Below are 18,254 nucleotides of genomic sequence, written 5' to 3'. Positions count from 1 at the left end.
ATGAAGACCTCCCTTGTTGTTCCAATCGCTATTTGTTCGATTTCCCCAGGGCCTTGGCCACCAGTTGTTCGTAGAGTTCGGCGTAGGGTTCCACCGCCTGGCACCAGTTGAACGGCTGGGTCATGGCACGGCTGCGCATGGCATTGAGCAGACCGGGGAAGGCGAACACCTTGAAGGCGCGGCGCAGCGCCTCTTCGTAGCTTTGCACCGTTGACTCATTGAACAGGAACCCGGTGACGCCATCCTCAATGGTGTCCGCCAGCCCGCCGGTGTTACGCGCCACCGGCAACGAGCCGAAGCGTTGCGCATACATCTGGCTCAGGCCGCAGGGCTCATAGCGTGACGGCATCAGCAGAAAATCGCTGCCGGCGAACATGCGGCGTGCATCGGTCTCGTTGAAGCCGATGCGCACGCCTACCTGGCCAGGGAAGCGCAGTGCCAATTCGCGCATGGCCTGTTCTTCTTCAGGCTCGCCACGGCCGATGATCGCAATCTGGCCGCCGTTCTCAACGATGAAACTGGCGACGGCTTCGGTGAGGTCCAGGCCTTTCTGGTAGACCAGGCGCGAGACCACCGCGAACAGCGGGCCACTGGATGGCTGCAGCTCAAACAGCTCGCGCACATGGGCGGCGTTGATGGCCTTGCCTTCCCAGTCGCCGATATTGAAGTTGTGGATCAGGTGCGTGTCGGTGGAGGTTTCCCAGCTTTCGTCGATACCGTTGGGAATGCCGCTGAGCAGCCCCTGTTGAGTCTTGCTGGCAAGGAAACCGTCCAGGCCACACCCGAATTCCGGGGTGGTGATCTCCTGGGCGTAAGTGGCGCTCACGGTGGTGATATGGCTGGAATACGCCATCCCCGCCTTGAGAAACGACATCTTGCCGTAGAACTCCATGCCTTCCTGTTGCAGGGCGTGGGGCGGAATGCCCAGCTCTGGCGTCGAGGCCAGGCTGACCACGCCCTGGTAGGCCAGGTTATGAATGGTGAACAGGGTGGGCGTACGTGACCCACGCCAGTGCATATACGCCGGAGCCAGGCCCGCAGGCCAGTCATGGGCGTGCACCAGGTCTGGGCACCAGTGGATTTGCGCGAGGTTGGCGGCCATGTCGGCGGCAGCAAGGCCCAGGCGGGCGAAGCGGATATGGTTGTCTGGCCAGTCGCGACCATTGTTGGCGCCGTAGGGCGTGCCTTCACGCTCATACAGTTCGGGGCAGATCAGTACGTAGATGACCAGGCCATCCTTGAGGTCCATGCGCCCGATCTTGCACGGTGGCAACGCAGCGTGGCCGCCCAGTTCACCGACGATATGAATCGGGTTGTCGCTTTCCATCACTTGCGGGTAACCCGGGATCAGCACCCGCACATCATGTAGGTGCGCCATGGCGCGGGGCAGGGCCGCGGAGACGTCGCCCAGGCCGCCGGTTTTCACCAGGTCCGCGAACTCGGAAGTGACAAACAAGACTTTCTTTCGATTCGGATTCTGACTCACGACCGGCCGCACAGTGTTGGGCAGGTCGGCCAAAGACTTTGGCCCTCCTGCCGGCTGACTAAAACGCTCTCCCTGAGTATCTACTGCGGCACTGATCATAATGCACTCCCATCTGTTGGTTGGCTAATGGCCCGCTGCCATCGGCTCCGAGTGACCGCATCCTGCGGCCAGACACACAAGCGCTATACAAGCTGGCAAGGCGTATGCCAGTTGTAACGTCGGCTTAAAAAGATTGGATGAGCGGGCATTCGGCCTGAAGCGCGCGTGCTCGCCCTTACCTAAAACTTGACCAGCGGCAGGTTTCGAAAGTTTAGATTTTTTGCGGGGTTTTTGTTTTGGAACGGACCCATCGGTCATGAGTCTAGGACAGATCCCAGCGCCTGCTGGGTTTTCATGCGGATTTTGTAGGACAAAAAACTTTTAACGATATACCGCCCTGCCTCTGTAGGAGCGAGCTTGCTCGCGAAAAACCAAAGGCCGCCGAGTAAAACCAGAATGACCGCGTTATCGTTGGCGTTTTTCGCGAGCAAGCTCGCTCCTACCTGAATACAGGGTGAAATAACGCACTAAAGTGGTGCGTCAGGCGAGCCCGCGAATGGGCACACCCTCGGCCCAGGCTTGGATATCTTCGATCATCTGCTGATAGAACTGCCGGTAATTCTGCTCGCTCACATACCCCACGTGTGGCGTAGCCAGCACATTGGGCAGGCTGCGAAACGGATGGTCAGCCGGCAGGGGTTCCTCGGCATACACGTCCAGCGCCGCCCCGGCCAGGCGACCGCGGCTCAAGGCTTGCACCAGTGCCTGCTCATCCACAATCGGCCCGCGTGCGGTGTTCACCAGCCGCGCGCTGGGTTTCATCCAACCCAAGGCTTGCGCATCCACCAGGCCACGGCTGCGCTCGCTGAGCACCAGATGGATGGTCAGGATATCCGCCTGCTCAAACAGCTCGCGCTTGCTGACCCAGGTCACCCCCGACTCCGCCGCACGCTCGGGTGTGAGGTTTTCACTCCAGGCAATCACCCGCATGCCAAACACCTGGGCGAACCTTGCGACTTTCTGGCCAATGCTGCCCAGCCCCAGGATGCCCAAGGTCTTGCCATGCAGATCGCCGCCCAGGCCAACCTGCCATCCACCTGCGCGCAGCGAGTTGGCTTCGGCGAGCAGGTTGCGCGTAGAGGCCATGATCAAGGCCCAGGTGAGTTCCGGTGCGGCGTGTTTATAGCTGTCGGTGCCGCACACCTGGATGCCCAGGGCCTTGGCGGCGGGAATGTCGATGGCGGCATTGCGCATGCCGCCGGTCACCAGCAATTTGAGCTGGGGCAGCCCTTGCAGCAGGGCTTTGTCAAAGGTTGAGCGTTCGCGCATCAGGCAAATCACCTCGAACCCTTTCAAGCGCTCGACCATGGTGGCGGTATCGGCGGGGTAGTCGTGGAGAAAATGCACCTTGCCTACGCTGTCCAGCGTCGACCAATCCACCACCTCGCTGGCCACGTTTTGCCAATCATCCAACACTGCGATCTGTATCGACATGCACGCGGGCCTCGAAAAGTTGGAATTAAAGGGCCTTCAACCCCTGCAACAGGGCTTTATGAAACTGTTCAGGTTCTTCCATTTGGGGCGCATGCCCCAGGCCTGGAAACTCCACTAGCGTAGCGCGGGGAATCAGCTTGGCCACCTGCTTGCCCAGTACCTCGTAATGACCGATTTTGGCCTTCACCGCCGGCGGCGCCACATCTTTGCCGATAGCGGTGGTGTCGCTGGTGCCGATCAGCAGCAGGGTAGGTACCTGCAAGTCCTTGAACTCGTAGTACACCGGCTGGGTGAAGATCATGTCGTAAATCAACGCCGAGTTCCAGGCAACCTGCAGATGCCCCGGGCCTTTGTTCAGGCCGGCGAGCATGTCTACCCAGCGCTCGTACTCGGGTTTCCAGCGCCCAACGTAATAGGTGTTTCGCTCATAGTTGCGTACACCGTCGGCGCTCAGCTTCAGCTCGCGCTGGTACCACTGGTCGACGCTCTGGTAAGGCACGCCGAGGGCTTTCCAGTCTTCCAGGCCGATGGGGTTCACGAGGCCAAGCTGTTCGGTTTGCTGGGGGTACATCAGCGCATAGCGCGTGGCGAGCATGCCGCCGGTGGAATGGCCGATCACCGTGGCCTTTTGAATGCCGAGCTTTTCCAGCAGTTGATGGGTGTTGGTCGCCAGTTGCTGGAAGCTGTATTGGTAATGGTCGGGCTTGCTGGAGGTGCAAAAACCAATCTGGTCCGGGGCGATGACGCGGTAACCGGCGTCACTCAGCGCCTTGATCGAACCCTCCCAGGTGGCGCCGCAGAAGTTCTTGCCGTGCATCAGCACCACGCTGCGACCATTTGGAGTACCAGTGGCGGGGACGTCCATGTAGCCCATTTGCAGGTTTTTGCCTTGGGATTGGAAGCTGAAATGTTGGAGGGGGTGGGGGTATTGGAAGCCTTGGAGTTCAGGGCCATACGTGGCGCCTTCGGTGGCAGCGATCACGTGGGCGGCGGGGGCGCTAAGCAGGATGGCGGCGCAGAAAACGCGGAATAAGGGCATAGGTCGGGCTCCGAGTGGGATGTTCGGATGCTGTGGGGAGGGGATTAAGTGAAAATTAATAGTTGCCGTGAGGCGAGGGTGCCTTCAGGTCAAGGTATTCCTTGAATAAGTGAAATCGAGGGCCGCCCCGGTTTTTTCAACGGGGCGGCCTCGACGTACCTTCGTATCTTTTATATTGCAGCCAGATATATCCTCAGGACGCCTGCGAAGGAACCACGCACAAAGCGTGCCTGATGTTTTCGTTGACGCTTACAGATTGGGTCGCGCCTGTATTGCCGTTATAGCTTTTCGATCTGCCACCCTCGACCACCGATGTTATCCAAGCAAGCTGAGTGACCCCGCTCCATCGGATAGGTACTCTGCCGTACGCAGTGTAGATAGACGACCAGCGGGATTCCGGAATTTGCTCATACGGCGGCTGAACGCTCTCAAGAAAGTTATGGTGGCCGAAGGGATACACGTCACCGGCCAAGATATACAGATCCCAGCAGTTTGAGACGGTCACTGGGTAGCTGACTTGGGCGCCTGCACTGTCGCTTACGGTGACTCGCGTCGAACCGTTTCTACGACTTCTGACATTTCCACTGTTATCTATGACTGCGGCCGGGTAACTTTGAGGTTGAATTGAATAATAATAAGGCGCAACGCCTCCCTTAGGCTGTCGGGCAAATGCGGCCCCAGGAAAATCAGCAATCTGATTTGCACCGGTGGAGTTAAAGTGCCATCCATTTAGTACCAAGGTTGAGGTGTCGATGCTCAAGGGTTCATAAGCGATACTGTACGTTGTCGTTGGAAACTCAACCGCTCGGCTCTTATCGTTAATACGGTTATAGGCCACCCAAAAACTAACCGTGATCTGGCTGTTATTCAGTACCCTGGCCAACCAACTACGCAGCACCGCTTGATCTTTCAACCCATTCGCGGCCTCCGTGGCACTAATCGCCTTGGCCTCGAACACCGGTAGATCTTCAATTCCCTCAGCGCTCAACACCATCCACGTGAGTTGATCTTTATCGCTCAAAGGCCATTTACTTACTGACCCCTTGGCGTCGCCGGTAAAACTTCCCAGGTCCAGCGTGCCCCCGTCGATGACATTGTTGATGAGTGGCTGCGGTAAGTCCGCGGCCGGAATCGCATTGACCCACACCGTCTGCACCTGTGACGGGATCGGGTCAGGCACGCCTGTGCGCGCCACGGAATATTTCAGGCATACCGTGCTGTACACGCTGCGATGCAAGACTTTATCGGCGGTGAGATTGAACACCACGGTGCCGCCATCCAGCCCAGGCAGGCCGACCGAATGACTGCTGCCGTCGGCAAAAGTCCATACAAGCGTGATGAAATCTCGGCCACTCATACCGGTATAGCGAACGGTCACCGTCGTATTGTGTTCAATCGGCAGTGGATCGACCGCCACATTTGGCCCGGTATCGGTGGTGCCGTTGATAAACGGGTGTGGTAATACGCCGGGCAATGCCTGAATTATGTACGTCCGTTGACGAAACAGCACAGCATTGGCCTTGTTGGAACTACGATCAAAGCTGACCCAGAAACTGATGGTCAGCGTCGATCCGTCCTTGAGCTTACGCAACTCGTCTACGGGGGGCGGCGGCAGGATTCCGTTGTTCACGCCATCTGGGGTTACCAGGTTGTTAGTGTAAGTGGCCTCGAAGAACTCGCTTTCAGGATCGGTTGCATAGGTGCCTCGGTATTCCATCCATATACGCTCGTCCTTATGGATGAAGTGCCAGGTGTTAATGGCGGTGCGCTCGGTACCATTGAGCCTGGAAAGATCGAGTAGCGGCGCATCCCCGATACCTTCGATGGTTGGGATCGGCAAGGTGGTGAGGTTGAGCAGCAACAGGTCCAGAATGGGGGAGGCTTTTTCTCGCCCGCTGCGTATCAGGAAGTATTGCACCGTAACCTGCTGGCCAAATGGCGCAATATTGGCGCCCACGACTTCAGGCGGGACGGTGAAGTCCACCGTCTTACGGATGTCGCCGTCTTTGGTTTCACAGTGGCTGCCGATGTCGGGAATACCTGTCCAGCACGCCCGAATACGGTCGCTGGGCAGCATTTGCGGGAAGGTGACTCGAATGTTGGCACCGGCTGTCGCCGCTTCCGGGGCTAATTGGTCGGGAGCTTTCGATGCTTCAAGCACTTCCGGGCGAGGCAGATCACCCACCGCCTTGCCGACGGTCACTTCGAGTATTTCAGAGCGCAGGGTGCGCCCGCCATTCGCGGGGATCAGCGAGTAACTCAGGCGAATGATGCCGCCCTGATTGGTGTCGGCGTAGTGTCGGTCCAGCGAGAATGAAACCGGGCTACCCGCAGTGGCCCTATTCAGAACGATTCGATCGCTGGTGCTGCCATCTGCGGCGGTGCCGATCAGGCGCCATTCAAAGATGTCGTCCGGGTTTGTCCTGTCGTAAGGCAGCGTAATATCGAGTTGGCCAAACAAATCGTTCGGGTCAAGGTTATCGTCCTCATCGACTCGGTCGATTTCCGGCCGTGGCATTTCGGCTAAACGGGGACCAAATTGCACAAAGGTCGAATCGGATTCGCGGATCGCTTCTGTGCCAGCGCCCAGTATCCTCATCAATCCATCGTTGACCTTGTAGAAAATCCGCACATCGCCCAGCCCGACAAACCGTGCGAAGTTAGCTTGGGTCACAGTCCGAAAACGTGTAGGCGGCGGCGGTGCGCCGGCTAAGTGCGGTTGTTCATACTCAACGATGCCGCCCCCCGGCAGTAAGGCTTCCATGCGCAACGTGACAAGGTTGTTCGGATCGTAGGGGCTATAGGCCGGGTTCGGATAGTCAATGGTGATGAAAGGTTCATTGGGGTCGACCAGACCTGCATCGGCCTGCCTCACCGTGACTGCCGGCATACTCGCAATCGTGCCGGAGATCAGGATTGTCAGTGATTGGGACGAGGCCAGTACAGTGCCCAGTGGGAACTCCAGCCGCCAGGTGATTACCATTGTGCCTTTGATCAATTGTTTGATGATGTCGTCATCGACATTAAAAAAAGATGAGAGTCCTGGATTGGCGGCAGCGTCGGGCAGATCTTGGGTCAGCACCGGTACACCATCGACAGTACCGCTCAATGTCACCAAAACACGAGCGTTTGTCGGCGTTGAGCTTCCGTTTGGAAGCCGGCGTGGTGCAACCACCTCGATACGGAAATTACTCCCCGCGTCCTCGTCGTAATTGACCGAGGTTGCATCGACAAAATTGATTTGGAAGTACGCCCGTTCAAGCAAGTTGGGATCAAGCTCGGCTTGCACATGTACGGCCTGGGAAAAGTGCTCGACATGCCCGGAGCGGTTTTGAACTTCATCGAACACTTGGTAGCGTATAGGAATCAGGCCGCTACCCGTGCCAATGGTATTTGGCGGGACAGTCACTTCAATTGGCTTTGCCCCGGAGGCATGGTCCTCATCGAGTTCAAAAACTACCACCTGCGCGATCGTGTCCCAATACAGAGAAACCTTATCGCGCACACGCTTACCGGGGTAATCGAGCGTAATTAAAACACCCAGGGCAGCGCGCTCCGGCGTCAACACTGCTCCGGGCATTGCCAAGTCAGCGGGCAAGCTCAGCAGTAATCTGTTGTGATAGCCCAACCCAGGCTGCTCGTCCAGGCCAGGCCGTGTTTCCTTGACGAAGACCGTCAAGTCATCTGATGTTCTGGATGTGCCAGGGCCATTTCGCACAACCCGCACGAACACCGGAAAGGAGGAGTCTTGCGGGACGCGCTCTTGTTCGATAGCCAGCCGAAAAAAGCTGTTGCCTGTTTCACCGGGTCTGACGAAGTCTGAAGCCAGAGCCACTGTTCGACTGCCGTGGTAGTACTCGTACGTATCGCCTTCTTGCAAACCGGTCCAGCGAGAAAGCGTGACCAGCAGGTAAGGGTCGACATGCCGCAGGCCCAGGCCTCTGTCAGCTCCCACTACGTCGAGTATCGGGTTGGAATAGATCGGCGGGTCGAGATCGTTGATAAACGCTGATGGTTTGCAAGCAACGGGAAAGTGGTCATCGGGCGATGGTAGCTTGGACATGGATGAACTCCTCGAATAGGGCCTCGACAGCCGCGGTTCAAGGAAATCAGACGCTTGAAGGGGGGGGGTCTAGCTGTCAGAATTGACAGTGGCGACAAACGGTGCGGCCTGATGCTTCGAGTCTCACATCAGAGTCAACAGGACCAGCGCAAAATAACGCGCGCCTTTGGCCATACTCACGACCAATAAGAACCGCCACAACGGCTCGCGCATCACCCCAGCCACTAACGTCAGCGGGTCACCAATAATCGGCACCCAACTGAGCAACAATGTCCAATGCCCCCAGCGCGCATAATGGCTGCGAGCCTTGTCCAGTTGCCTGGCGCTGACAGGGAACCAGCGCCGTTCCTTGAAGCGCTCCACCGAGCGCCCCAGCAGCCAATTGACCAGCGAGCCCAGCACGTTACCCAGGGTGGCGATACCCAGCAGCAGCCAAAGGTTGTAATGCCCGCTGAGCAGCAGGCCCACCAACACGGCTTCCGATTGCAGGGGCAATAACGTAGCGGCGCCAAATGCCGCGACGAACAGCCCGAGGTACCCCATCAACACCGATCAGTGAGCCGGGTAGTCCGCTACCACCACGTCTTCGCCGTCGCGGGTCAGGCCAATGATTTGATACGCCTCGCTGCGTCCGTCTACTTCCATGCCTGGCGAGCCCAATGGCATGCCCGGTGCGGCAAGTCCCAGCAGGTCGTTGCGCTTGCGCAGAGCCAGGACCTGCTCGGCGGGTATGTGGCCTTCGACGAACTTGCCGTCGATCACCGCGGTGTGGCAGGAGCCAAGGCGTGGCGCCACGCCCAGGCGTTGTTTCACCGCGCTCATGTCGGCTTCAATGTGGTCGTTGACCTTGAAACCGTTGCTCTCCAAGTGGCTGATCCACTTCTTGCAGCAGCCGCAGTTGGCGTCGCGGTGTACATCGATGGGGATCAGTTCGGCGGCCTGGGCCAGGGTGGTGGTAAACAGGGCACTGAGCAGGGCCAATCGCAATGGGGTTTTCATCGTGGGTCTCACTGAAGGCGCGGCAATAAGCCGGGCATTCTCCCTGCTTTTGCAGGCATGTTTGCAATCTGACGTCGTGGTAATGTTTCTAAATTATACGAAACCCTGATTTTCCAGCCGCTGCTTGAGCCGGTCCAGCGCGATCGCGGACAGTTCGACCATGCGCTCGTGCAAAGACGCCAGTTGCAGTTCGGTCTCGTAAGTCAGCACCCGCTTGAACAGGGTGCCGTCCTGATGAGCGCGCAAGTAGTAATGAATGGAACCATCAACCGCCAGGGAGGTGAACACGGCTTTGAACTCGCTGGGGCGGCGGGCGATTTGTACGCGGTAACTCATGGGGACGCGTATGCCCAGCAGGTCGATGATTTCGGTAAAGCGCGTGCCGACCGGCAATGAGCCGGTGGTGCCGGTGTCGGCGCTAAGGGAGGTGGGGTGCCACTCGTGCCAGCGGTCGGGTTGGGTGACATAGTCGTAAACCGCCTCGATCGGCGCCTGGATGAAGCGCTCCTGACTGATCTGCTCCAAGCGGACCGAATGCTCAGTCGCGTGCATGACACACCTCCTGTGTGGCGGTTTTTACACTAGGAGCTGTGAGAATAGTCTGACTCCCGCGCTTTGCACGGGAGCATTGCGACCGTTGGTTAACTTGGCTGCTCGCCGGCTTTGCCCGGTTTCGCCTCATTCAAGACCGTGCCTTGGGCGAGCGTCCAATGATCATTGACGCGTGTGTGAATGCTGTCTGTGGGCTGATGATTGGCGATGCGGTCGTTATCTTCGCCGGTGTAGAAGGACGTACGGTCATGCCCTGTCAGCAGGTCATCGCCCTTGCCGCCTTTCAGATAGTTGTTCCCGCTTCCGGCATACAGTTTGTCGTCGCCGTCGCCACCGTCGAGCAGGTTCTGTTTATGTGCGTTGCCAAACCCTGCATAGAGTCGGTCGTTGCCCGCGTTACCAAACATAAGGGTGTTGCCGCTTGCGCCGATGATCAGGTCGTCTCCGTCGTTGCCTTCGGCATAGCCAGAGTTGCTACCCAAGAGCAGGGTATCGTGGCCACCGCCGCCAAAGAGTCCGGACATGCCACCGCCGGCCTGGATGAAGTCGTTTCCGGCGCCACCCTCTACTTCCAGGAGGTGCTTGACGTCATCATCGACTATGACTCTGTCATCGCCGCCATTGGTTTTGATCAAAAGGCTCTGATCCGGGCCTTGTAGTGCTTTGGCGTCAAGCACATACGGTCTGCCGTTGATGATGAACTGCAGCTTGTCGCCCGGCCAACCGCGCACGTGGATTTCGTCGGCGCCATTACCGGTTTCTACTATGAGCCGATTAGTTGCGATCTTCGGTTTTTCGGGGTTCCAGGTGCTCCAGGTGATTTCCCGACTGAAGGTCACATCACTTTTTTCAAGCAGCAGATGCGTCCTGATATTCGGCACGCCCAGCTGCAAGTCTGAGGGTGGGTCATAGGGTGTCGGCTTGGACTGCTGCGGTTCGGTAGAAACCGTGGAGTGATGGGGGACTGCTGCATGAGTGAGGGGTAATAGCATCAGGTGTCCTTCGGGTTGATCATAAAAGTCTGACAGTGCGTCATGACTACTCTTGCGTGGAGGATCGGCCCAAAGGGTTCCTGCGGGCGGGGGCGCATTTGCGTCAAGGTATTTGTGCCAACCTTTAATGCGCCCCTCGGGGCAATCAGATATCCAGCATGGTCATCACTTCCTTGGGGTAGCGCAAACCGGCGGTTGCATCGGCCGGGAAGATCGCATCCAGCCCAGCTAGTTCGTCCTTGCTGAGAGTGATCGATACCGCCGCGACATTCTCTTGCAGATACGCACGCCGCTTGGTCCCGGGGATAGGAATGATGTAGTCACCCTGGGCCAATACCCAGGCCAGTGCCAGTTGCCCGGCCGTCACACCTTTTTCTGCCGCCAGGGCCTGCACCTGTTCTACCAGCCGCAGGTTTTTTGCAAAGTTTTCACCCTGAAAGCGCGGGCTGTGGCGCCTGTAGTCGTCTGCGCCGAAATCATCCGGGCTTTTCAAGGCACCGGTGAGAAAACCTCGGCCCAACGGGCTGTACGGCACAAACGCGATGCCCAGGCGCTGGCAGGCAGCGAGGCAGCCGTTGTCTTGCTGGTCACGGCTCCACAGCGAATATTCACTTTGCAGGGCGCTGATGGGATGGACCTTATGCGCACGCTCCAGGGTAGCGGCGGATGCCTCGCTCAGGCCCAGATAGCGCACCTTGCCCTGTTTCACCAGGTCGGCCATGGCGCCGACGGTTTCTTCGATGGCCACGTCGGGGTCGATGCGGTGCTGGTAGTACAGGTCCAGCGTATCCACCCCCAGGCGTTGCAAGGTGCCGTCGATGGCATTGCGGATATAGTCGGGCCGGCCATTCACCCCGCGCACTACGGGGTTGGCAGGGTCGCGCACGATCCCGAATTTGCTGGCCAGGAACACCTGGTCGCGCTTGCCGGCAATGGCCTTGCCGATCAGTTGCTCATTGGTGTGCGGGCCGTACATGTCAGCGGTATCGAGGAAGTTGACGCCCAGCTCCAGGGCGCGGTGCAAGGTTGCGGTGGCTTCGGTGGTATCGGCGACGGGCGTGTAGAAATCGGTCATGCCCATGCAGCCAAGGCCAATGGCAGACACATGCGGGCCGTTTTTACCGAGTTGTCGAGTGTGCATAGGGAAGCTCCTTGTGATGAGGGGCCCATTGTTACCCTTGAAAAAATGCAGATAAACCCGCTAAAAGTGCTATCACTGTTCGTAATATCTAAACAATCTCCCGCAGGAGCATTCTTTTGGACCGTTTTAACGCCATGCGCGTGTTCACTCGGATTGTTGAATTGGGCGGGTTTGCCAAGGCCGCCGACAGCCTGCAATTGCCACGCGCCTCCGTGACAATTCTGATCAAGCAACTGGAGGCCCATCTCGGCGTGCAACTGCTGCAGCGCACCACGCGCCACGTCAGCCCGACCCTGGATGGCGCGGCGTACTACCAACGTTGCGTGCAATTGCTGACTGATCTTGAGGAAACCGAGGCGGTGTTCTCCACGCGGCGCCAGAACCCCCGTGGCACATTGAGCATCGATATGCCCTCAGGCATTGGGAGCTTGATTGTGATTCCGGCTTTGCCAACGTTCACCGCGTTGTACCCACAGATCGAGTTGGAGATCGGCCTCAATGATCGGCCAGTGGATTTGATTCGCGAAGGCGTCGATTGTGTGTTGCGCGGTGGTCCGGCCTTGGATGAATCGCTGGTGGCACGACCCTTGGCAATGATGGAACAACTGACGCTGGCCAGCCCCGCGTACCTTGAACGCATGGGCACGCCCAGCAGCCTGGAACAGCTGGCTGGTCACCAAATGGTCGAGTACATTTCCAGTGCCAGCGGCAAACGGTTTGGCCTGGAATTTGTGCTGGGCAGCGAGTTGCGCCCGGTCAACCTGTCGAAGGTGGTTGCCGTGAACAGTTCCGCCGGTTACTTCGCTGCGTGCGAAGCCGGATATGGGCTGATCCAGGCGCCTCGATATCACGCCCTGCGTCAACTGGCCGAGGGCACGCTAGTGCAGGTACTGGCCGATGTGGCAGTGCCGGAAATGGCGCTGACCGCGTTATACCCACCCCATCGGCAGTTGTCGCAGCGGGTGCGGGTGTTCGTCGATTGGCTGGTGCAATTATGCGCGCGGCCCGGCACGGGTTTACAACGCTAGGCTTGCGCCCTGCGATAGGCCCCTGGCTGTTGCCCGGTGACCTTGTGGAAGGCTCGGGTAAACGCCGCCACCGATTGATACCCGGCTGCGAGGGACACCTCGGCCACGGTCTGGTCCGCCTTGAGCAGTTCACAGGCGTGACGCATACGGATCATCAGCAGCACTTGCCCAGGTGACTGCCCGCACAATTCACTGAACCGTTTAAAAAATGCCGAGCGCGACAACCCGGTACGGGCCGCCATGCTTTCCAGGCTCCAGGGCTCGGCCGGGTGTGCGATCAATTGCTCCAGCAAAGGCGCGAACGCCGGTGCCCGACCCAATGCGGCCAGGCCGCCAAGCTCGGTATTGTCGATCACTTGCTGGCGCAACACGTATAGGAACAACAGGTGGCAAAGGCGTTCAAGCAGCGCGGAAGAGGGCGCTGGCGTACGTGCGCATTCTTGCAGGATCAACTCGAAAAGATTGCGTGCAGCCGCAAGCGACGGGTCGCCAGCGCGCAGGATGATCCAGCTGGGCAGGGTGTCGACAATCAGCGTCGACAAGCCGGATTGGAAGTGAAAGAAACCGCAGACTAATCCCACACCGTCCGTGGCCGTGCTGTCGAGGGGCAGCATCTGCCGGCGTGGGCACTCTTGGGCGCCTGCCGCCGTGGCGTGCCCGGACAGCCGAAAGGCAAAATCACGCAGCAGAAACACCGCGTCACCATTATTCAGGTGTTGGGGCGTTGGATCGCCGTCGATATGCAGCCAGCATTCGCCCTGCACGATCAAGTGGAAGCTCGCCTGTGCCAGGCCATGGGTGCTCGCGTGCCAGTCACCGCAATAGCGGCCGACGTGAAACAAACTGGTGTTGAGTTCGAGGCTATCTAATAACCAATCGACAAGAACATCGGACGAATTCATCTAATGGAAAGACTCAAGAGCAAGTAATCGCTACTTTAGCCTATTGAGCGCTTTTTTTAGAACCAACAGACTGGGGCATTCAAACCCAACAGGAGACCACTCCATGTCCCGTGTACCGTTGCTCACGCCTGAAACCGCCCCGCAAGCGGCCAAACCCTTCCTGGAAAACGCGCTCAAAGGCTCGGGTTTTATTCCTAACCTGCTGGGGGTACTGGCCAACGCACCCGCCGCGCTGGAAACCTACATCACCGTCTCCGGCTTGAATGCCAAGGCAGAACTGAGCCTGGCCGACCGTGAAGTGGTGCAATTGATTGCCGCCACCAGCCACGGGTGTGATTTCTGCGTCGCCGGCCACACGGCGGTTGCCCGCAATAAAGCCAAGTTGCCAGAGGAGGTGATCGAGGCCTTGCGCCGCCGCGGTGAGTTGCCCGACGCGCGCTATGAGACACTCGCTGCCTTTACCCGTGAAGTGATTGCCACCCGTGGGGATGTGAGTGACGCGGGCTTTGAGGCATTCCGCGCTGCCGGCTACACCGACGGCCACGCGTTGGAAGTCATCCTGGGTGTCAGCCTGGCAACCCTGTGCAACTTCGCTAACGTGTTTGCCCGCACCCCGCTGAACCCGGAACTGGCGCAATACCGTTGGGAAAAACCGGTCAACTGATTCGGCGTTGGCCCACCTGCTGTAAAAGGAGAGACATGAATGCTTGACCCAATCTTGAGCCGTTGGCTCGATGTTCAAGCGCAGGCCCTGGACGTGGGCAGTTGCGATCCACAGGAAGTGCTGCCGCGGCTGGCAGAAGCCAATATTCTGAAAATCGGTGTGCCCACTCAATTGGGCGGCCTGGGCGGTGATGTGGCGGGGGCGGTCGAGGCCATCGCCAATGTGGCCAGCCATTCCCTGGCGGCGGCGTTTGTGTGCTGGGGCCAGCGCTCGTTTATCGAGTACTTGCTGCAGAGCCCCAATCAGCGCCTGCGCGAGCAACTGATGCCAGACCTGCTCAGCGGCAAGTTGGCCGGCGCCACCGGGCTGTCGAATGCGATGAAGTTTCTGTCGGGTATCGAGACGTTGCAGATCAGCGCCGAGCCCAACGACCACGGTTGGACACTTAACGGTCGCCTGCATTGGGTGACCAACTTGCGCAAGAATGGCTTTGTCGCTGCAGCGGCCATCGAGCATGCGGGCGGCGGCGCGCCGTTTATCCTGGCGATTCCGGATTCGGTGGCCGGGTTACAGCGTTCACGCGACCTGGAGCTGCTCGGGCTGCAATCGAGCAACACCGCAGCGCTTGGCCTGGAAGGCGTGGAGCTGAGTCGCGAGTGGTTGCTGCACGAGGATGCGCGCAAGTTTTTACCGGCGGTACGCCCGGCGTTCCTGGGCTTGCAGTGCGGCATGTCGATTGGCTTGGCCCGGCGTTCGCTAGCCGAAGTGGCTCACCATTTGGGTGCCAGTCGCACTGTGCTGCGCGAAGAGTTGGAAGCCCTGCGCGTGACCCTGGATCATCTGGTCAGCGAGCTTAAAAACGGGCTGTTGGCCGGGCGTTTTACCGCCGAGCCCATACCGCTGTTCAAGCTGCGCATCGCCTTGGCTGAAACCGCCGCCAGCGCCGTGCAGCTTGAACTGCAAGCCAGCGGTGGCAAGGCCTATTTGACCGCCCACGGCAGCGGCTTTGCCCGGCGCTGGCGCGAGTCGGCCTTTGTGCCGATCGTAACGCCCAGCCTGGTGCAACTGCGTACCGAGCTGCATCGCCAGGCCAATCTATGAGCCTGCCGGTATTGACGGCCCAGGGTATTTGCCTGGGGTATGGCAGCGGGCCGGTGCTGCAAGGCTTCGACTTGCACTTGCAACCGGGTGAAGTGGTGTCGATCCTGGGCCCCAGCGGCGTGGGCAAATCCAGCCTGCTGCGGGTGCTGGCCGGCTTGCAGGCACCTCAGGCTGGCCGCGTGCAGGTGTTGGGCGAACCATTGAGCGGCCCGCATCCGCGCGTGGTGGTGGCCTTTCAAGACCCGAGCCTGCTGCCTTGGCTGACCCTGGAAAAGAACGTTGCCTTCGGCCTGGATTTCGCCCGCCAACCGCACTTGAGTGTTGAAGAGCGCCGCCGGCGTGTCGACCACGCCATTGCGGCGGTAGGGCTGGAACCTGCGCGCCAGCAGTTCCCGGCGCAATTGTCCGGTGGTATGGCCCAGCGCACGGCATTGGCTCGCTGCCTGGCGCGTCAGCCGCAAGTGTTGCTGCTCGACGAACCCTTCGGCGCGCTGGATGAAGTGACTCGCGCCGATATGCAGCACCTGTTGCTCAAGGTCAATCGTGAGCAAGGCTCGGCGGCCGTCTTGATCACCCACGACATCGACGAAGCGCTGTTATTGTCGGACCGCATCCTGCTACTGGGTAACCGCCCGGCGCGGACGTTGGGTGAGTGGGTTATCGACTTGCCACACCCTCGGGAAGAACAGGTCGAGGCCATCGGCGCACTGCGTATCGATATTCTGAAAACCTTACGGCAGGCGAGCCGCCCTCAACCCAACCCCCTTGAACAACAGGAGATTAACTATGTGTCTGGATGACTTGACCCACTCGCGCCGTGACTTTCTCAAGCTGTCGGCGGTGCTCAGTGCCGCCGGCGCCTTGCCGTTGTTGAGCAGCCTGCAAGCCCGTGCCGCCAACGAGCCCGATGCGCCGGTACGCATCGGCTATTTGCCTATCACTGACGCCACGCCACTGCTGGTGGCCCACAACAACGGCCTGTTCGAAGCCGAAGGCATCAAGGCCGAGCGCCCGGTGTTGTTGCGCAGCTGGGCCCAGGTGATCGAGGCGTTTATCTCCGGCCAGGTCAACGTGATACACCTGCTGTCACCCATGACCGTATGGGCGCGCTACGGCAGTAAGGTGCCGGCTAAAGTCGTGGCGTGGAACCATGTGGGCGGTTCGGGCTTGACCGTATCCCCAGGCATTACCGACGTGAAGCAACTGGGCGGCAAGTCAGTGGCGATTCCGTTCTGGTACTCGATCCATAACGTGGTGGTGCAGCAACTGTTTCGTGACAACGGCCTCACGCCTGTCACTCGTGCCACCGGCAGTTCGATTGCCGCCAATGAGGTCAACCTGATCGTGTTGCCGCCCTCGGACATGCCTCCGGCCCTGGCCAGCAAACGCATCGACGGCTACATCGTCGCCGAACCGTTCAACGCCTTGGCAGAAAACCTCAACGTCGGTCGCGTGCAGCGCTTTACCGGCGACGTGTGGCGCAACCATGCCTGCTGCGTGGTGTTCATGCACGAACACGACCTGACCAACCGTCCGCAGTGGTCGCAAAAGGTCGTGAACGCCATCGTCAAGGCCCAGGTGTGGACCCGCGACAACCGCGAAGAGGCGGTAAAGCTGCTGTCCAAGGATGGCCCGAACCGCTACACGCCCCATGCCGAGCCGGTGTTGAGCAAAGTCCTGGCGCCTGCGGCCAGCGACCGCGCCGGCTATGTTGCCGACGGAGCAATCCAGCACGCCAACTGGGACGAGCATCGCATCGACTTCCAACCGTACCCGTTCCCCAGCTACACCGAAGAACTGGTGCGGCGCTTGAAGGACACCTTGATCGAAGGCGATAAAAAGTTTCTCGCAGACCTGGACCCAGCCTTCGTCGCCAAGGACCTGGTGGACGACCGTTTCGTGCGCAAGGCGATCGAAGCCGTGGGCGGCATGCAGACCTTCGGTTTGCCGGACGGCTATGAGCGGCACGAGGAGATCGGCGTTTGAACAACAGCAGAATCCCCGGCTGGTGGCTGGGGCTGAGTGGCTTGGCGGGGTTGTTGGTGCTGTGGTGGCTGGGCGTGAAAGTCTTTGGCGAGGCCGATGGCCTGTCGGCGCGCTTTTCCCTGGCGGCCACCGCGAGCAGCCTGTGGGAATTGCTCGGACGCAGTGAGTTGTACCTGCACATCGCCGTCAGCTTGAAGCGTATTTTTGTCGGGTTGTTTCTCGCGTTGTTAGTGGGAGTACCCCTCGGGTTGCTGGTGGGCAGTTCGCGTAACCTGGAGGCGGCGACAACGCCGGCGTTCCAGTTTCTGCGGATGATTTCGCCACTGTCGTGGATGCCTATCGTGGTGATGCTCATGGGCGTGGGCGACCAGCCTATCTACTTCCTGCTGGCCTTCGCGGCTGTCTGGCCGATCATGCTCAACACCGCAGCCGGCGTGCGTCAGCTCGACCCGCGCTGGTTGCAACTGAGCAAGAGCTTGAGCGCCACGCGTTGGGAAACATTGCGTCGGGTGGTCATTCCTGGCGTGGTGGGGCATGTGCTGACCGGCGTGCGCCTGGCCATCGGTATTCTGTGGATCGTGCTGGTGCCCTGCGAAATGCTCGGGGTCAGCGCGGGCCTGGGGTATTACATCCTTGATACCCGCGATCGTCTGGCGTACTCGGAGTTGATGGCGATGGTAGTGGTCATCGGGTTGCTGGGGTTTGCACTGGATGCGTTTGCGCGTTGGGTGCACCAGCGGTGGGTGCATGGCGGCTGATGATTTTGAT

The 18,254-nt window shown here is 59.4% G+C and carries 16 protein-coding genes; 6 read left to right on the top strand and 10 right to left on the bottom strand.

Features of this window, described 5'->3' with window-relative positions:
• Nucleotides 1-28 precede the first annotated feature (28 nt).
• The 9 genes from glgA to E1K68_RS15600 form a co-directional block, all read right to left on the bottom strand.
• Complete coding sequence (glgA, locus tag E1K68_RS15640; protein ID WP_003191588.1) at nucleotides 29-1,585, bottom strand: glycogen synthase GlgA; 1,557 nt, start codon at nucleotides 1,583-1,585, stop codon at nucleotides 29-31.
• 480 nt (nucleotides 1,586-2,065) lie between these two features.
• The gene (locus E1K68_RS15635) at nucleotides 2,066-3,019 is read right to left on the bottom strand and encodes a D-2-hydroxyacid dehydrogenase family protein (RefSeq protein WP_034135731.1); all 954 of its coding nucleotides are present in this window, start codon (nucleotides 3,017-3,019) and stop codon (nucleotides 2,066-2,068) included.
• A gap of 25 nt (nucleotides 3,020-3,044) precedes the next feature.
• On the bottom strand, nucleotides 3,045-4,058 hold the full coding sequence (locus E1K68_RS15630; RefSeq protein ID WP_212614358.1) for an alpha/beta hydrolase: 1,014 nt from the start codon (nucleotides 4,056-4,058) through the stop codon (nucleotides 3,045-3,047).
• Nucleotides 4,059-4,251: 193 nt separating this feature from the next.
• The gene (locus E1K68_RS15625) at nucleotides 4,252-8,121 is read right to left on the bottom strand and encodes a hypothetical protein (RefSeq protein WP_244858818.1); all 3,870 of its coding nucleotides are present in this window, start codon (nucleotides 8,119-8,121) and stop codon (nucleotides 4,252-4,254) included.
• A gap of 123 nt (nucleotides 8,122-8,244) precedes the next feature.
• The gene (locus E1K68_RS15620) at nucleotides 8,245-8,670 is read right to left on the bottom strand and encodes a YqaA family protein (protein WP_057711810.1); all 426 of its coding nucleotides are present in this window, start codon (nucleotides 8,668-8,670) and stop codon (nucleotides 8,245-8,247) included.
• A gap of 3 nt (nucleotides 8,671-8,673) precedes the next feature.
• Nucleotides 8,674-9,120, bottom strand: a complete 447-nt coding sequence (locus E1K68_RS15615) for a DUF411 domain-containing protein (RefSeq protein WP_212614357.1) — start codon at nucleotides 9,118-9,120, stop codon at nucleotides 8,674-8,676.
• A 93-nt stretch (nucleotides 9,121-9,213) separates the two neighbouring features.
• Nucleotides 9,214-9,672 carry an SRPBCC family protein gene (locus tag E1K68_RS15610; RefSeq protein WP_192002381.1) on the bottom strand — a complete coding sequence of 153 codons (459 nt, stop codon included), beginning with the start codon at nucleotides 9,670-9,672 and terminating at the stop codon, nucleotides 9,214-9,216.
• Nucleotides 9,673-9,761: 89 nt separating this feature from the next.
• Nucleotides 9,762-10,664: a calcium-binding protein gene (locus E1K68_RS15605; RefSeq protein ID WP_169855882.1), complete on the bottom strand. Its 903-nt coding sequence runs from the start codon at nucleotides 10,662-10,664 to the stop codon at nucleotides 9,762-9,764.
• 145 nt (nucleotides 10,665-10,809) lie between these two features.
• Entirely contained in the window at nucleotides 10,810-11,805 is a 996-nt protein-coding gene (locus tag E1K68_RS15600; RefSeq protein WP_192002382.1) for an aldo/keto reductase, read from the bottom strand.
• 116 nt (nucleotides 11,806-11,921) lie between these two features.
• On the opposite strand from E1K68_RS15600, the gene E1K68_RS15595 reads away from it, so the two are divergent.
• Complete coding sequence (locus E1K68_RS15595; protein WP_003191581.1) at nucleotides 11,922-12,833, top strand: LysR family transcriptional regulator; 912 nt, start codon at nucleotides 11,922-11,924, stop codon at nucleotides 12,831-12,833.
• Here the strand turns inward: E1K68_RS15595 and E1K68_RS15590 are convergent.
• The gene (locus E1K68_RS15590) at nucleotides 12,830-13,735 is read right to left on the bottom strand and encodes an AraC family transcriptional regulator (RefSeq protein WP_003191579.1); all 906 of its coding nucleotides are present in this window, start codon (nucleotides 13,733-13,735) and stop codon (nucleotides 12,830-12,832) included. The two genes, E1K68_RS15595 and E1K68_RS15590, sit on opposite strands and share 4 nt — an antisense overlap.
• A gap of 103 nt (nucleotides 13,736-13,838) precedes the next feature.
• On the opposite strand from E1K68_RS15590, the gene E1K68_RS15585 reads away from it, so the two are divergent.
• The 5 genes from E1K68_RS15585 to E1K68_RS15565 are packed head-to-tail and all read left to right on the top strand — an operon-like array spanning nucleotide 13,839 to nucleotide 18,244.
• The gene (locus tag E1K68_RS15585; protein ID WP_057711816.1) at nucleotides 13,839-14,399 is read left to right on the top strand and encodes a carboxymuconolactone decarboxylase family protein; all 561 of its coding nucleotides are present in this window, start codon (nucleotides 13,839-13,841) and stop codon (nucleotides 14,397-14,399) included.
• Nucleotides 14,400-14,438: 39 nt separating this feature from the next.
• A complete protein-coding gene (locus E1K68_RS15580; RefSeq protein ID WP_003191576.1) occupies nucleotides 14,439-15,500 on the top strand; it encodes an acyl-CoA dehydrogenase family protein in 1,062 nt (353 codons plus the stop codon).
• Nucleotides 15,497-16,300 carry an ABC transporter ATP-binding protein gene (locus tag E1K68_RS15575; protein WP_212614356.1) on the top strand — a complete coding sequence of 268 codons (804 nt, stop codon included), beginning with the start codon at nucleotides 15,497-15,499 and terminating at the stop codon, nucleotides 16,298-16,300. The genes E1K68_RS15580 and E1K68_RS15575 overlap by 4 nt, the downstream gene beginning before the upstream one ends.
• On the top strand, nucleotides 16,287-17,486 hold the full coding sequence (locus E1K68_RS15570) for an ABC transporter substrate-binding protein (RefSeq protein ID WP_192002384.1): 1,200 nt from the start codon (nucleotides 16,287-16,289) through the stop codon (nucleotides 17,484-17,486). Before E1K68_RS15575 ends, E1K68_RS15570 begins: the two co-directional genes overlap by 14 nt.
• Nucleotides 17,483-18,244 carry an ABC transporter permease gene (locus tag E1K68_RS15565; protein WP_003191571.1) on the top strand — a complete coding sequence of 254 codons (762 nt, stop codon included), beginning with the start codon at nucleotides 17,483-17,485 and terminating at the stop codon, nucleotides 18,242-18,244. Before E1K68_RS15570 ends, E1K68_RS15565 begins: the two co-directional genes overlap by 4 nt.
• Nucleotides 18,245-18,254: the final 10 nt, after the last annotated feature.

The sequence above is a fragment of the Pseudomonas sp. B2021 genome, from assembly GCF_018135665.1.
In the GTDB taxonomy this organism is placed as follows: domain Bacteria; phylum Pseudomonadota; class Gammaproteobacteria; order Pseudomonadales; family Pseudomonadaceae; genus Aquipseudomonas; species Aquipseudomonas lactis.
Note: the sequence above shows the minus strand (reverse complement) of the source record. Positions and strands in the feature narration are given on the sequence as shown.

What these genes read in the sequence shown, in the direction of transcription:
- glgA (WP_003191588.1), bottom strand. Translation starts at nt 1,585, where the DNA reads ATGATCAGTGCCGCAGTAGATACTCAGGGAGAGCGTTTTAGTCAGCCG.
- E1K68_RS15635 (WP_034135731.1), bottom strand. Translation starts at nt 3,019, where the DNA reads ATGTCGATACAGATCGCAGTGTTGGATGATTGGCAAAACGTGGCCAGC.
- E1K68_RS15630 (WP_212614358.1), bottom strand. Translation starts at nt 4,058, where the DNA reads ATGCCCTTATTCCGCGTTTTCTGCGCCGCCATCCTGCTTAGCGCCCCC.
- E1K68_RS15625 (WP_244858818.1), bottom strand. Translation starts at nt 8,121, where the DNA reads ATGTCCAAGCTACCATCGCCCGATGACCACTTTCCCGTTGCTTGCAAA.
- E1K68_RS15615 (WP_212614357.1), bottom strand. Translation starts at nt 9,120, where the DNA reads ATGAAAACCCCATTGCGATTGGCCCTGCTCAGTGCCCTGTTTACCACC.
- E1K68_RS15610 (WP_192002381.1), bottom strand. Translation starts at nt 9,672, where the DNA reads ATGCACGCGACTGAGCATTCGGTCCGCTTGGAGCAGATCAGTCAGGAG.
- E1K68_RS15605 (WP_169855882.1), bottom strand. Translation starts at nt 10,664, where the DNA reads ATGCTATTACCCCTCACTCATGCAGCAGTCCCCCATCACTCCACGGTT.
- E1K68_RS15600 (WP_192002382.1), bottom strand. Translation starts at nt 11,805, where the DNA reads ATGCACACTCGACAACTCGGTAAAAACGGCCCGCATGTGTCTGCCATT.
- E1K68_RS15590 (WP_003191579.1), bottom strand. Translation starts at nt 13,735, where the DNA reads ATGAATTCGTCCGATGTTCTTGTCGATTGGTTATTAGATAGCCTCGAA.
- E1K68_RS15585 (WP_057711816.1), top strand. Translation starts at nt 13,839, where the DNA reads ATGTCCCGTGTACCGTTGCTCACGCCTGAAACCGCCCCGCAAGCGGCC.
- E1K68_RS15580 (WP_003191576.1), top strand. Translation starts at nt 14,439, where the DNA reads ATGCTTGACCCAATCTTGAGCCGTTGGCTCGATGTTCAAGCGCAGGCC.
- E1K68_RS15575 (WP_212614356.1), top strand. Translation starts at nt 15,497, where the DNA reads ATGAGCCTGCCGGTATTGACGGCCCAGGGTATTTGCCTGGGGTATGGC.
- E1K68_RS15570 (WP_192002384.1), top strand. Translation starts at nt 16,287, where the DNA reads ATGTGTCTGGATGACTTGACCCACTCGCGCCGTGACTTTCTCAAGCTG.